Genomic DNA, 13,275 nt, shown 5'->3' on the forward strand with positions numbered 1-13,275 from the left:
GGGGGAGGACCGCGTGGTGTTTGGCGTTCGGGGGGGCGCGCGGCACAATGGACTCCCGATGCACCGCGCCGCCCCCCTCCTCGTCCTCGCCCTGCTCGCCCCCGGTGCCCATGTCGCCGCCTGCACCCTTCCCGCCGGACCGCTGCCCACGGGGACGCGGGCCGTCTTCATCCTCGACACGAGCGGGAGCATGCGCGGCATCGGCGACGGGCGGGCGGATATCTTCGAGGGGGTGAAGGCCGCCGTGAACCGCTACGTGCGGGTGGCGCGGCCCCGGCGGGTGGAACTCGTGACCTTCGACACGGGGCCGCGTCCCGCGCGGGGATACACTCTACCGGGGGACGCCGCGCGCTGGAACCGTGACCTCGCCGCCCTGCGCGCCGACGGGCAGAACACGTACCTCTACCGCAGCGTGGCCCGCGCGCTGACGCCGCTGACGACCCGCGAGCGGTACGCCACGACCGTCTTCGTCCTCACCGACGGCATCGACAACGACCCCGACCCCCGTGTGAGCGCCGCCCGCGCGCTGGCCGCCTTCCGGGAGCGCGGCCCGCTGGACACGCTGCATTACGTCGCCCTGGGCACCGAGATTCCCGCCGCCGCCCGCGCCGCGCTGGGGGCGAGCGGCTACGGCGCGGGCCTCACTGTCCCCGTCGGGGGGGTGCCGGACCTGACGCGGCTGGGCGGGGCGCTCCTGAGCGTGCGCGACCCGGCGCGCGTGCCCGTGCCCTTCCCCGATGGCACGCCCCTCACGCTGGATGTGGGGGCGGCGGGGGAGCGGGTGCGCCTCGCGGACGACCGGGCGGTGGGCGGCCTCGCGCGCCTGAGCGTGGAGGGGCAACTTCCGCCCGGCACGCCCGCCCTGCTGTGCGCCGCGCCGACGGGGAGGAGAGGGACGGAGCGCCGCGTCCTCCTGCGCCTGAACGTGGGCACGCCACCCCGCCTCGCCTGGCTCAACCCCGGTGCCGACCGCACCCTCGCGGCGGGGGAGACGGTCACGCTGCGCCTCCGGGTGGGGGAGGGGGCGGAGAGGGCGGCTTTGGAGGTCCCGCCGGGCACCGGGCTGGTGGGCGACCTCGTGCGCCTTCCCGGTGGGCGGGAGGTCGCCGTGCGGCTCACGAACGCGGGGCTGGAGCCGGGGCGCTCGGTGACGCCGGTCCTGAACCTCGTGGGCGGGCGCGGTGTTCCTCTGGCCTCCATCACGGGGGATACGGGCGGGCGGGCCGTCCCGGTCGTCGTCCTCAACCGCACGTCGCCCACTCCCCCGCCCGACCCGTCGTCCCCGAATGGCTCCAGCCTGGAGGGGGACCCGCGTTTCCCGCCGCGCCTGCTCGCCATCCTGGGCGGTCTCCTCGTCCTCGGGCTGCTCGCCGCGCTCCTGCTCGTGGCCCGCCGCCGCCCGCGCATCCGGCTCCGCCGCGCCGTTCCCGTTCCCGTCTCCGTGCCGCCCGCCGCCCCTCCCCCGACCGTCGAGGGTCTCCAGTACCGCGAGGACCGCACCCTGGCGCTCGTGGGGCGTGACGGGCTGGTGACGGCGGTGCCCATCCCGCTCGGCGGCCCCTTCGATCTGGGGCAGGTGGGCCGGGTGCCGCACCTGAGCGGGCTGCGGCTGGAGCAGGATCAGGGCGGCCTGCGCGTGCGCCGCGTGCCCGCCGACCTGGAGGTGAGCCAGGGTGCCCGCCTGCTCGCCGAGGGGGACACCGTGCGGCCCGGCACGCTGCTCGGCGTCGCGGTGGCGCGGCCCGCCCGCTCGCCGTGGCCGCCGCTGGGCACCCTCGTCGGGCTGGGGCTGCCGCTGCGGCTGCGCGCCGACGGGGTGACGCTCCATGTGGTCGGCCCCTACGGCGATCACGCGCTGACCCTGCACCCTGGCACGACGGACCTCGGCGTGGTGCTGGGAGCACCCGTCCTGAACGGTCTCAAGGTCGCGCCGAGCGGCCCGCATATCCTCCTCGCGGACGTGCCCGCGTCCCTCACCGTTCGCCGCGCCCCGGACACCACGCCGTTGCGACCGGGGACGTACCTGCCGACGGAGGCGCATCTCGATCTTCCAGAGGAGGGGTGAGGGGCGGCCAGCGGCCAGCTTCCAGCCGCCAGCGACGGAGGCTGTGAGTTCGAGTAGGACACTATTTTTCACCCGCCCGCCCCACCCTGGACGGATGCCCCCTGTCCGTGGGGAGGGGCCGCGTTACGCTGAGGGGTATGGAGTTCCTGCGGCTCGTTCACGGGTATCAGTTCGGCAGCTCGCTCGCCCTGCTGTTTCCCACGCCCTTTGCGCTCGCCACGCTGATCCTCTTCGTGTGGAGCCTCGGCCCGGCGCTGAGGGGAACGGTCCGCACCTCCTTCCTCGTCGGCCTGCGGGTGGTGTGGGCCTTGACCCTGATTCCCGCCGTGACGGGCGTGATCCTCTCGGTCGGCGGCGCGAAGGTGCCGAGCGCGACGAATGTCGGCGGCGGCCTGACGAAGTACGGCCTGCCCTACGACCCCTCCCGCGACTGGGAACACTGGATGTACACGGCCTTTGCCCTCCTGAGCCTCTACGTCATCGAGGTGCTGGTGAAGGGCCGCATGATCGAACATAGGCAGGGCTTGCGCTTCCTGCCCGTCGCCACGCTGTTTCTCTACGGGGTGGCCTACATGGTCGGGCGCGTGGCCGTGTTGCCGGGGAGTACGCCGGGGACGTGAGGGAGCCGTCAGCCCTCAGCGGTCAGCTTTCAGCAAGGAGGGCCTTTGCCAAAGCTTCGGCGTTTCGGCTGACTGCTGAAAGCTGATGCCTGACCGCTTATCCTCCCCCCATGCTCGACATCTCCCGGCAACTCACCCCCGGCCACCCCACCTGGCCCGGCGACCCGCCCTTCCGCGTGGAGCCGGGGGCGCGCATGGCGCGGGGCGACAGCGTGAACACGGGCGAACTTCGCACGAGCACCCACACGGGCACCCACGTGGACGCCCCGTGGCACTACGACGACACCGGGCTGCGGCTGGAGGAGGTCGGCCTCGACGTGTACGTGGGCCGCTGCCTCGTCGTCACGGCGCGCGGCCCCCTCGTCGGCCCGGAGGCGCTGGAGGGCCTGCCGGAGAGCCTCCCGCCCCGGCTGCTGCTCCACACCGGCCAGCCCGCCCACTGGGAGACCTTCCCCGAGGACTTCGCCGCCCTCGCCCCCGCCCTCATCCACGAACTGTATCGGCGCGGCGTGCAACTCGTCGGCACCGACAGCCCCAGCGTGGACCCCCTGACGAGCAAGACGCTCGACGCCCACGCCGCCTGCCGCGAGACGGGCCTCCTCATCGTGGAGGGCCTGAACCTTTCCACCGTGCCAGACGGCGAATATGACCTGCTGTGTCTGCCCCTGCCCCTCGCCGGGGTGGACGGTGCCCCCGCCCGCGCGGTGCTGTTTCCCGCCGGAACGCTGCCCGAACCGCCGCCCGTGGGAGGGTGAGGCCGGAGAAGAGGCGATTTGTTTTTCTCCCTCTCCCCTCGTGGGAGAGGGCCAGGGTGAGGGGGCGACGTGACGACTCAGTTGCACACTCCCCCCACAGTTGTCTCGCACCTCCCGTCCATAACACGGCAGCTCTGATTGCTGACCGCTGACGGCTGACTGCTCCCTAGAACCCGAACGCCCGCACCACCTCCGCCGGGGTGCGCTTCGGCCTGCCGCTCGCCGGGTCCACCCACACCCACTCGGTCTCGCATTCGGCGAGGCGGACCTCCTGACCGTCCTTCATGAGGCGGTCGAGGGCGTAGGCGCGCACGCTCCGCACCCCTCCCGTCACCGTGAGGGCCGTGCGGACGCGCACCCGGTCGCCGAGGAGGGCGGGGCGGTGGTAGACGATGGTGTGCTGCCGGGCGACAGGCACGGCCCCGAGCGCGATCAGCGTCTCCGTGCCCATGCCGAGGCGCAGGGCGTGGGCGCGGGCCACCGCCTCGCACCACGCGAGGTACACCGTGTTGTTGACGTGGTGCAGGTCGTCGAGGTCGCCCGGCGCGACCGTCACCTCGATCTCGTGCCGCCGCTCGTCCGGCAGCGAGTCCCACAGCACGTCCGCGTCGGGAATCTGGAGCTTCAAGGCCGGGCCATCTCCGCCGCGAGGTCGTTGACCGCCCGCGCACCCTCAATGTCGAGGCTGGTCACGCCGCCCGCGTCGTGGGTGAAGTAGAGGACGCGCACCCGGCGGTAGGACAGCCGGAGGTCGGGGTGGTGGCCCTGCTCCTCCGCGAGCGCCGCCACCCGCACCACGAAGTCCACCCCCGCCCCATACGTCTCGAAGGCGAAGTCCCGGTAGAGCTTGCCGTCGTCCCCCCACCAGCCCTCCGGCTTGAGGTCGTGAACGTCGCCGTCGGTGAGCTTGCGCTCGGGGTCGAAGGCCATGCGCGGATCGTAGGGGTGATAGCTCATGCGGTCATGCTAGGCGCGGGGGCGAGGAGAAAGCGTGGGGCGGGACGCGGTGCAGGGTGAAGGGACGGGTCGTCTTCCCTCCTTGTGGGGGACTCGGAGAGCTGCTGGCAGAGGGGGTATGTGTAACTCGTCCTGCTGGACGGCGAGAAACGCTCCTCCTCAAACCGTGACTCAGCTCAAGCGTTCTCTGGTGACTGGATACTGGCGACTGGCGACCCCCGTCCCTAAAACGGTGAAGAGAAGATCGGTCGTCACCCTGGGCGAAGCGAAGGGCCTCTTCCCTCCCATCTCTGGATGCTTCGCTGACGCTCAGCATGACCATTCTTATATCAATTGCTCTAGAGGGTCAGCAGGCTCACCGGCTCCCGCTCCACCCGCCGTTGTACCGCTTCCGCGATGTCACAGACGAGGGTGGCGGAGGTGCGGTGACGGCGGTAGGTGGCGTGGGTGACGCGCACGGTCACGGCCCCCTCGGCGCTGTCGGCGCTGATCAGGAGGGGCATGTCGGGCGGTCCCGCCTGCACGTCCCACGTATAGCCGGGCAGCAGGGCGTGGAGGCCGAGCATCAGCGTGGCGCGCGGGTCGCGGGTGGGCGCGCTGGGGAGGGAAGGGGTGGCTTCGCTCCACGAGGACCAGGGGGCGGCCTCCCCCTCGAAGACGTGACCGAGCGCGGCGGCGCGGTCGTGGTCGCAGGCGGTGAGGCCCGCGCCGGGCCGGGGGCGGACGTACAGGGTGCCCCCCCGCAGGGCCATGGAGGTGTTGCCGCCGGGCGTGAGGGTCAGCCTCGGCCCGGCGTGCGCCTGCTCTGGAGTCAACCACTTCACGGTCACGGCCATACGGTCACATAGTCGGCCCCGGCCTCCGACAGTTTCCTTACGGCTGTGTTTGGTGACGGAAACACGGTCGGGGTGGGGTCGTCCTCTTCGTTCCCGTGCCAGCCCGTAGATCAACTCCTTCCTCAATTGCGACCGCCGTTCCGTCCACAACAGAACGCCGTGCGTTATCCTCCCCCCATGCCGGTGGGCGTACCGCAAAGCGTGCTGAAGGGGACGGGATCGGGGGTGCTGCCGCCGATGCTCGAACAGTACGTGGCGCTGCGGGACAAGCACCCCGACTTCCTGCTGCTGTTTCAGGTCGGCGACTTCTACGAGACCTTCGGGGAGGACGCCGAACGCGCCGCCCGTCTGCTGGGCATCGCGCTGACGCACAAGAGCAGCCGGGACTTCTCGACCCCGATGGCGGGCGTGCCCCTGCGCGCGCTCGACGGCAACGTGGAACGGCTGCTCGCGGCGGGCGTGCGCGTGGCCGTCGCCGACCAGATCGAGGAGCCGGGGTCGGGGCTGGTGGACCGCAAGGTGACGCAACTCCTCACGCCGGGCACCGTCACCGAGGAGCGGCACCTGACCGCCGATGAGAACTACCTCGCGGCGGTGGCGACGGGGGACGGGTACGCGCTGGCGCTCCTCGACGTGTCCACGGGGGAGTTCCGCTGCGCCGCCTTCCACACGCGCACCGCGCTGTACGACGAACTCGCGCGGCACCGGGCGCGGGAGGTGCTGCTCGCGCCGGAGCTGTCGGGCAATCCGGCCCTGCTCGCCGACTTCCAGACCCGCTTTCCCGTCATGCTCTCGCCCGCCAACTTCGACGAGGAGGGCACGCGGGCGGAACTGAAAGGGACGCTGGGCGAGGTGCCCGGCTCCCTGACGAGTGCGGCCCTCGTGCGGGCGTGCGGGGCGGTCCTCGGCTACGCGCGGCTGACCCAGCAGGGGCGGCTGGAGATGGTGCGCCGGGTCGTGCGCTTCGAGCCGGGCGCGCACATGCGGCTGCCCGACGCGGCGGCGCGGGCGCTGGAAGTATTTCAAGCTCAGGCCCCCCAGGGCGTCACCCTGATGGACGTGCTCGCGGAGACGCGCACGGCGGGCGGGCGGCGGAGACTGCGGGCGTGGCTGCGCGCCCCCCTCCTCGACGAACTCAGCATCCGGGCGCGGCTGGACGCGGTGGAGACGCTGACCCGCGCCGCCGACCTGCGCGGGGCCGTGCGGGCGCTGCTGTACCGGGCGCACGACCTCGAGCGCCTCGCCGCCCGCGTCTCCACCCAGCGGGCCACCCCGCGCGAGGTCGCCTCGCTCGCCCGCACCCTCGACCTGCTGCCCGAGGCGTCGCGGCTGCTCGACGCGCAGGACGGGCTGCTCGGCGGCATCCGCGCCCGCCTCGGTGCCCTGCCCGACGTGGTGACGCTCATCCGCGCCGCGCTCGTGGACGACCCGCCCATCCGCATCGGGGACGGCGGCCTGATCCGCGACGGCTTCCACGCGGAACTCGACGGGCTGAGAAGTGACGCGCTGGGGCACCGCGCCTGGCTCGCGGAACTGGAGACGAGCGAGCGGGCCAGGACGGGCATCGGCAGCCTGAAGGTCGGCTTCAACAACGTCTTCGGGTACTACCTCGAAGTGAACGGCCCCCACCTCGGCAAGGTTCCCGCCGACTACCGCCAGATCGCCACCCTCAAGGACCGCGCCCGCTTCACCCGCCCCGACCTGCGCGAGCGTGAGCGCGAGATCGCCCGGCTGGAGACGGCGGCGGGGCGGCTCGAACTCGAAGTCTTCACCGAACTGCGCGCGGGCCTCGCCGCCCACGCGGACGCGCTCGCGGAGGCGGCGGGTGCGGTCGCCGACCTCGATGTGGTCGCGGCGCTGGCCGAACTCGCCGTGGAGCGCGGCTGGGCGCGGCCCCGGACGGTGACGGGAACGGAGGCGCGGCTCGTGCAGGCCCGTCACCCCGTCGTCGAGCGAGCGACGGGCGGACGCTTCGTGCCCAACGACGCGCACTTGAGCGACCGCCAGCACACCCTCCTCCTGACCGGGCCGAATATGGCGGGCAAGAGTACCTACCTCCGCACGGTGGCCCTCTGCGCCCTGCTCCATCAGGTCGGCTCCTTCGTGCCCGCCGACCACGCCGAATTGCCCGTGTACGACGCCATCCACACGCGTATCGGGGCGAGCGACGACCTCGCGGGCGGGCGCAGCACCTTCATGGTGGAGATGAGCGAACTCGCCGCCATCCTGCACGGGGCGACCCACCGCAGTCTCGTCATCCTCGACGAGGTGGGGCGCGGGACCTCCACCCTCGACGGCCTCGCCATCGCGCAGGCGGCCCTCGAACACCTGCACGCCACGCGCGCCCACACCCTCTTCGCCACCCACTACTTTGAGCTGACGCGGCTGGAGGCCGACCATCCCGGCCTCGTGAACCTGCACGTCGCCGCCGAGGAGACTGTGCTGGATGGCAATGGGGACGCCGGGGGCCTCACCTTCTACCATCAGGTCATTCCCGGCGCGGCCCGGCAGTCCTACGGGGTGGAGGTCGCCCGCCTCGCCGGACTGCCCGCACCCGTGACGACCCGCGCGGCCCGCCTGCTGACGGCCCTGAACACCGGGGGCGACGACCGCAAGCTCACCCGCGAACTCGCCACGCTCGACCTGAGCCGTCTGACCCCGATGGCGGCGCTGGAGGTGCTGCACAAGTGGCAGCGCGAGGCGCGGCAGGCGGCGGAGGAAGGGGAACGGGAGGTTAGGAGCTTATGAGGTCGGTCGCTCCTGTTCCCCACTTGATCCCGCTTCAAACGGGGTTGGAACAGGGTGTCTTTCGGTGGAGTGCGCTGGGACGGCGTGCCCGTTCCCCCCTCCCGGCCTCCCCCACGAGGGGGGAGGAGCAAGACATCCGCTGTGATCGCGTCACCCTCCTCTGTCCTTCCCCCTTCGCTTTCTGCCTGCTGCTCCCTCTCTCCCTATGACCATCCGCGTCCTCCCCCCCCATGTCGCCCGGCTGATCGCCGCTGGCGAGGTCGTCTCGCGCCCGCTCGACGTGGTGCGCGAACTCGTGGAGAACGCGCTGGACGCCGGGGCCACCCGCATCGAGGTGGACGTGGAGGGCGGCGGCCTCCTGCTGACGCGGGTGCGGGACAACGGGGTGGGCATCGCGGCGGACGGGGTGGCCCTCGCGCCCGTGCGCCACGCGACGAGCAAGCTGGAGCCGGAGGCGGGCGCGGTCGAGCGCGTCACCACCCTCGGCTTCCGGGGCGAGGCGCTGTGGGCGGCGGCGCAGGCGGGCGAGCTGCACCTCGTCACCCGGCCCGCGTCACAGGTGGGGGCGGCGGAGGTCCTCGCGGCGGGGGAGGACGTGACCCTGCGGCGCACCTCGGCCCCGGCAGGAACGACGGTGACGGTGCGGAACCTCTTCGCCCGGCTGCCCGCCCGCCTCCGCACGCAGGCCCCGGCGGGCGTGGAGGCGCGCGAGATCACGGCGCTCGTGGGCCGCTACGTGCTGCACTGGCCCGGTCTCCACTGGCGGCTGAGCGTGGACGGTGAAGCCCGCCTCACCCACGCGCCCGCCGACCACCGGGGCGCGGTGGCGAGCGTGTACGGGCCGCTGAGCGCCAACCGCGTGCTGCGCGTGGACGCGGACGGCGTGTGCGGCGTCGTCTCCCGCCCAGAACTCACCCGCGCCCGCCGCGACCGGATGCATTTCAGCGTGAACGGTCGGCCCGTGCTGGCCCCACCCGAGCTGGAAAAGGCCGTGATCGAGGGCTTCGCGGAACTCATCCCCTCGGGGGTCGCGCCGCTGTGCGTGCTGGACCTCCGCATCGCTCCAGAGGACCACAACCCGAACGTCCACCCGGCCAAGCAGGTGGTCGCGCTGGCCGACCTGCCCGGCGTGGCGGCCCGCGTGCGCGAGGCGGTGGCGGGGGCGCTGGCCGCCCACCCGCTCGCCCGGAGTGCGCCCGCCCTCATCGCTCCGCCCGCGCCGCAGACCGCGCCGACGCGGGGCAACTTTCCCGACCTCACCCTCGTCGGCGTCTATCAGGAGCTGTATCTCCTGGCTCAAGGGGAGGGCGACCTGTGGGTAGTGGACGCGCACGCGGCGCACGAACGCGCCCTGTACGAGCGATTTACCCGCGCGCTTGGTGCGGCACCGCCCGTCGAGCTGCCCGAACCCGAACTCCTGCACCTCACGCCCGAGCAGGTCGCCCGGCTACACGAACGTGGGGCCGAGTTGCGGGGGTGGGGCCTCGTCATCGAGGACTTCGGGGCGGGTCTCGCCCGGCTGCGTGCCCTGCCCGCCGTCCTCGCCGCGCTGCCCGTGCCCCGGCTGCACGAGGAGATCGTGGAGGCCGCGCTGGGCGACAGCCCCGACCCGCGCCGCCACGTCCTCGCCCGCCTCGCCTGCGCCCCCGCGATGAAGGCCGGAATGCTCGACGGCGACCGGGGAGAGGCGGTTCTGACCTCCCTGAGCGGCTGCGAGCAGCCCTGGTCGTGCCCGCACGGACGGCCCACGACCCTGCGGCTCAGTGAGCGCGACCTCGCCCACGCCTTCGGGCGGCGCGGAGTGCGTGACGTGGCACGGGGGCGGGACGAGGTGAAGAGATAGCGAGGGGAGCGGCCAGCTTTCAGCTGCCAGCGAGATAGAGGAGAGGTCGCCTGCCACCGTCTCGGCTCTGGATGGAAATGTGGGTTGACGGTCTGTCCTCCGGGGACGCGCTGCCTGTTCACCCCCTCCCAGCCTCCCCCCTCAAGGGGGAGGAGTAAAAACCACGTCTTCCTGTACCCCTATGCGTGTTGTTGTCAGTCCTCTGCTGAGAGCTAAAGAGAGACTGTTTTGCCTTTACATCATTCGGAGAGGCGAAGGACCGGGACAAGTCTCAAGTACCATCAACTCTATCCAGTCCGTGGCCTACCCCGCTTCCCTGTTAGCTGCTGGCTGCCCTACCCTCACCGCGACGACGTTTCCGACTTCAGCGGGGGCACGCGCAGGCCACCGCGTCCGTCCCAGCCCTTGAAGGCGTAGAAGCGGCCCGGCTCGCCCGTGCGGAGGTAGTCGCTCAGCGGCTCGCGCATGGGAGGGGATTCCAGCCGCTCGATGGCCTCGTCGGGGGTGCAGAAGCGGGCCTCCACGATAAAGCCGTCGGGGTCGGCGGGATTGAGCAGGCCCTCCCACGTCGCCTCGAACGCGACGGCGATGGCCCGTTCCCCCCGGCGCTCGTCCTCGATGTGGACCGTGTACGCCATATGCTTGATGCCCGTGAGCTTCAGGCCCGTCTCCTCGGCGATCTCGCGGTAGAGGGCCTCCAGCAGCGTCTCGCCGCTCTCGACCACGCCGCCCGGCAGGGTGTAGCGTACCCGCCCGAGGCCCTGCCAGTCGTTGCCGACGAGCAGCACCCGACCGAAGCGGTCGCGCAGCACGCCCGCCGCGACGAGGAGATCACGCCGCCCCATACTGTCCGCCCCCGTTCGCCCGCTCGCTGCCGCCCATCTCCAGCAATTGCCGCTCGCGCTCGTCACGGGCCAGGGCTGCCACGACCGGGGCCAGCCCGCCCGCCACCACGCCCTCCAGCGCGAAGTTCTTGGAGTCGCCCTCCAGCCGGTGATCGGTGACGCGGTTTTGCGGGTAGTTGTAGGTGCGAATCTTCTCGCTGCGCTCACCCGTGCCGACCTGCGAGGCGCGCTCGGTGCGCTCCCGTTCCTCGCGGGCCGCCCGCTCCCGCTCGGCGAGGCGCGAGGTGAGGACGAGGAGGGCCTTCTCGCGGTTCTTGATCTGGCTTCTCCCGTCCTGACACACGACCACGATCTCGTCGGGGGTTCCGGCGCGGTACACGGCACGGACGGCGGAGTCGGTGGTGTTCACGCCCTGCCCACCCGCGCCCTGCGAGCGGAATACGTCAATTCGCACGTCGGAGAGGTCCAGATGCACCTCGCCCGCCTCGGCCTCCGGCAGCACGGCGACCGTCACCGTACTCGTGTGGATGCGGCCCTGCGACTCGGTGGCGGGCACGCGCTGAACCCGGTGGACGCCCCGCTCCCACTTGAAGGCCCGAAAGGCGAACTCCCCCGTCACCTCCGCCACGACCTTGCTCGCGCCGCCCAGATCGCTCTCGGCGGCGTCGAGGACGTTCAGCTTGAGTCCCACGCCCTCGGCATACCGCGTATACATCCGCAGCAGGTCGGTGACGAACAGCCCCGCCTCCGCTCCGCCCGCCCCGGCCCGCAGCTCCAGGATCACATCTTTGGAGTCGTCCGGGTCGGTGGGCAGCAGGAGGACTTCCAGCTCCGACTCGATCTCCGCGAGGCGGGCCGTCAGGGTCTCGATCTCGCCCGCCGCGAGTTCGCGCATGTCGGGGTCGGCGAGGAGTTCGCGGGCACCCGCCAGATCGTCATTCAGCGCCTCCCGCTCGCGGTAGAGGGTGACGAGCGGCAGCAGCTCGCGGTGGCGGCGGGTCAGGCGGGCGTACTCCCGCCCGTCCGCCAGCGCCGCCGGGTCACCCAGCGCCCGCTCGACCATGCCGAACTCGGAGGCCAGCTCTTCCAGGCGGCCCCCACTTCCCGCGCCCCTCACCACGGCGGACGCGACCCAAAGGACGACAGGATGGACACAGGCTTCATGAACCCAGTCTAGCGCCCGGCCCCCTGGGGCGACCGGAAGGGGGATGCAATTTCACAAGGGGGAGGAGGCGAGAGAGGTTGCGGATGAGGGCGTGGACGACGCTGCCCGGTTTCTCGTTCCCATCACGCGCCTGCGGTGAAGAGGGCGAATCTCCCGGCCCCGTGCTGACCGCTGAGAGCTGACGGCTGATCGCTCCGTCTAACCCTCCCCGCCGCCGCCCTTCCCACCCGCGTTACATTCCGACCCATGAGAACCGTCACGGTGGGCGTGCTGGGATGCGGCACGGTGGGACAGGACGTGCTGCGTCTGCTGGAGCGCCGCAAGGACATCTTCGACAACCTCGGCGTGCGGGTGGAGGTGGCGGGCGTGCTCGTGCGCGACCCGGCCAGGAGCCGCACCGTTCCCGACGGCACGCCGCTCACCGCCGATCCCACCTTCCTCCAGGAGTGCGGCGTGGTCATCGAGGCGATGGGCGGCATCGAGCGGCCCCTCGAACTACTGCGGCCCTACCTGCGCTCCGACCGCCCCGTCATCACCGCGAACAAGGCCCTCCTCGCCGAACGCTGGGACGAGCTGCGCGAACACGCGCTGGACGGTCGCCTCTACTACGAGGCCTCGGTGATGGCGGGCACCCCCGTCATCGGCCCGATGAGCACCGTCCTGCGCGCGAGTACCTTCGTCCGCCTGCAAGCCGTCCTCAACGGCACCTGCAACTACATCCTCACCCAGATGGAGGGCGGCAGGACCTACGCGGCGGCGCTGGAGGAGGCCCAGGCGCTCGGATACGCCGAGGACCCGCCCACCCTCGATGTCGGTGGCTTCGACACGGCGCACAAGCTCACGGTCCTCGCCCGCTTCTGCGTGGACGGGAACTTCCCGTACAGCGCCCTCCAGATTCAGGGCATCGAGGACGTGACGCTGGGCGACGTGGCAGGGGCGCGGGCGGCGGGCCAGCGCATCAAGCTCGTGGCCGAACTCGCGCGGGACGGGAACGGCTGGCGGGCCAGCGTCGCGCCGCAGCGTCTTCCCGAGGCCCACCCCCTCTGCACGGCGGGCGCGAGCCGCAATGCGCTGGTCTACGAGGGTGAGGAGAGCGGCACCCTGATCTTCGCGGGGGGTGGGGCGGGCGGCATGGTCACGGCCTCGGCGATGGTGGGCGACCTGCTCGACTGGCTGATCGGGTTTCCGGGGCATGTGCCGCTGCATTGAGAGGGAGGGATGAGGGGTTAGGCGTTAGGAATGAGGGCCGGGGACGGATGCTTGAGCCTTTGCTTTTTGCTCCTCCCCCTTGAACGCTTGATGTGCAATACGGGTCAGGGAAGGGCGACGAGATCAAGGTGGGCACCTAGCGGACGACCCCAACGGGCCTTGAGTTGAATCAGGAGGTTGTGCGCTGCCACCTTCGCGCTCAGACGCAGCCACCAGCCCAGAACACTTTTGC

General features: G+C 71.8%; 11 protein-coding genes. 6 read left to right on the forward strand and 5 right to left on the reverse strand.

From position 1 onward, the window contains the following. The first annotated feature begins 58 nt into the window (after positions 1 to 58). The 3 genes from V3W47_RS12220 (at position 59) to V3W47_RS12230 (ending at position 3,440) form a co-directional block, all read left to right on the forward strand. Positions 59 to 2,065: a vWA domain-containing protein gene (locus V3W47_RS12220; protein ID WP_331825492.1), complete on the forward strand. Its 2,007-nt coding sequence runs from the start codon at positions 59 to 61 to the stop codon at positions 2,063 to 2,065. Positions 2,066 to 2,202: 137 nt separating this feature from the next. Beyond that, positions 2,203 to 2,685, forward strand: a complete 483-nt coding sequence (locus V3W47_RS12225; RefSeq protein ID WP_331825493.1) for a hypothetical protein — start codon at positions 2,203 to 2,205, stop codon at positions 2,683 to 2,685. Positions 2,686 to 2,795: 110 nt separating this feature from the next. Continuing rightward, on the forward strand, positions 2,796 to 3,440 hold the full coding sequence (locus V3W47_RS12230) for a cyclase family protein (RefSeq protein ID WP_331825494.1): 645 nt from the start codon (positions 2,796 to 2,798) through the stop codon (positions 3,438 to 3,440). A 166-nt stretch (positions 3,441 to 3,606) separates the two neighbouring features. Here V3W47_RS12230 and V3W47_RS12235 read toward each other — a convergent pair whose 3' ends face one another. The 3 genes from V3W47_RS12235 to V3W47_RS12245 all read right to left on the reverse strand — a co-directional run bounded on the left by V3W47_RS12235 (position 3,607) and on the right by V3W47_RS12245 (position 5,233). Next, a complete protein-coding gene (locus V3W47_RS12235) occupies positions 3,607 to 4,068 on the reverse strand; it encodes an acyl-CoA thioesterase (RefSeq protein ID WP_331825495.1) in 462 nt (153 codons plus the stop codon). Next, positions 4,065 to 4,397: a 4a-hydroxytetrahydrobiopterin dehydratase gene (locus tag V3W47_RS12240; protein ID WP_331825496.1), complete on the reverse strand. Its 333-nt coding sequence runs from the start codon at positions 4,395 to 4,397 to the stop codon at positions 4,065 to 4,067. Before V3W47_RS12240 ends, V3W47_RS12235 begins: the two co-directional genes overlap by 4 nt. Before the next feature lie 338 nt (positions 4,398 to 4,735). Further along, positions 4,736 to 5,233 carry a hypothetical protein gene (locus tag V3W47_RS12245; RefSeq protein ID WP_331825497.1) on the reverse strand — a complete coding sequence of 166 codons (498 nt, stop codon included), beginning with the start codon at positions 5,231 to 5,233 and terminating at the stop codon, positions 4,736 to 4,738. A 177-nt stretch (positions 5,234 to 5,410) separates the two neighbouring features. On the opposite strand from V3W47_RS12245, the gene mutS reads away from it, so the two are divergent. Together mutS and mutL are read left to right on the forward strand one after the other, a co-directional pair. After that, positions 5,411 to 7,981 carry a DNA mismatch repair protein MutS gene (gene mutS, locus V3W47_RS12250; protein WP_331825498.1) on the forward strand — a complete coding sequence of 857 codons (2,571 nt, stop codon included), beginning with the start codon at positions 5,411 to 5,413 and terminating at the stop codon, positions 7,979 to 7,981. Positions 7,982 to 8,186: 205 nt separating this feature from the next. Continuing rightward, positions 8,187 to 9,824: a DNA mismatch repair endonuclease MutL gene (gene mutL / locus V3W47_RS12255; RefSeq protein ID WP_331825499.1), complete on the forward strand. Its 1,638-nt coding sequence runs from the start codon at positions 8,187 to 8,189 to the stop codon at positions 9,822 to 9,824. Positions 9,825 to 10,165: 341 nt separating this feature from the next. On the opposite strand, the gene V3W47_RS12260 is transcribed toward mutL, so the two are convergent. Together V3W47_RS12260 and prfA are read right to left on the reverse strand one after the other, a co-directional pair. Next, a complete protein-coding gene (locus V3W47_RS12260; protein WP_331825500.1) occupies positions 10,166 to 10,669 on the reverse strand; it encodes an NUDIX hydrolase in 504 nt (167 codons plus the stop codon). After that, positions 10,656 to 11,786 (reverse strand): peptide chain release factor 1, encoded by a 1,131-nt coding sequence (prfA, locus tag V3W47_RS12265; protein ID WP_331825501.1) that lies wholly within the window; start codon positions 11,784 to 11,786, stop codon positions 10,656 to 10,658. The genes V3W47_RS12260 and prfA overlap by 14 nt, the downstream gene beginning before the upstream one ends. A 294-nt stretch (positions 11,787 to 12,080) precedes the next feature. On the opposite strand from prfA, the gene V3W47_RS12270 reads away from it, so the two are divergent. Then, on the forward strand, positions 12,081 to 13,043 hold the full coding sequence (locus V3W47_RS12270; RefSeq protein ID WP_331825502.1) for a homoserine dehydrogenase: 963 nt from the start codon (positions 12,081 to 12,083) through the stop codon (positions 13,041 to 13,043). The last annotated feature ends 232 nt before the right edge of the window (positions 13,044 to 13,275 follow it).

Source organism: Deinococcus sp. YIM 134068, from assembly GCF_036543075.1.
GTDB lineage: Bacteria > Deinococcota > Deinococci > Deinococcales > Deinococcaceae > Deinococcus > Deinococcus lichenicola.

Bases quoted from the DNA above. Each gene is read 5' to 3' on its own strand.
- V3W47_RS12220 (WP_331825492.1), top strand. From the start codon at position 59: ATGCACCGCGCCGCCCCCCTCCTCGTCCTCGCCCTGCTCGCCCCCGGT.
- V3W47_RS12225 (WP_331825493.1), top strand. From the start codon at position 2,203: ATGGAGTTCCTGCGGCTCGTTCACGGGTATCAGTTCGGCAGCTCGCTC.
- V3W47_RS12230 (WP_331825494.1), top strand. From the start codon at position 2,796: ATGCTCGACATCTCCCGGCAACTCACCCCCGGCCACCCCACCTGGCCC.
- V3W47_RS12240 (WP_331825496.1), bottom strand. From the start codon at position 4,397: ATGAGCTATCACCCCTACGATCCGCGCATGGCCTTCGACCCCGAGCGC.
- V3W47_RS12245 (WP_331825497.1), bottom strand. From the start codon at position 5,233: ATGGCCGTGACCGTGAAGTGGTTGACTCCAGAGCAGGCGCACGCCGGG.
- mutS (WP_331825498.1), top strand. From the start codon at position 5,411: ATGCCGGTGGGCGTACCGCAAAGCGTGCTGAAGGGGACGGGATCGGGG.
- mutL (WP_331825499.1), top strand. From the start codon at position 8,187: ATGACCATCCGCGTCCTCCCCCCCCATGTCGCCCGGCTGATCGCCGCT.
- V3W47_RS12260 (WP_331825500.1), bottom strand. From the start codon at position 10,669: ATGGGGCGGCGTGATCTCCTCGTCGCGGCGGGCGTGCTGCGCGACCGC.
- V3W47_RS12270 (WP_331825502.1), top strand. From the start codon at position 12,081: ATGAGAACCGTCACGGTGGGCGTGCTGGGATGCGGCACGGTGGGACAG.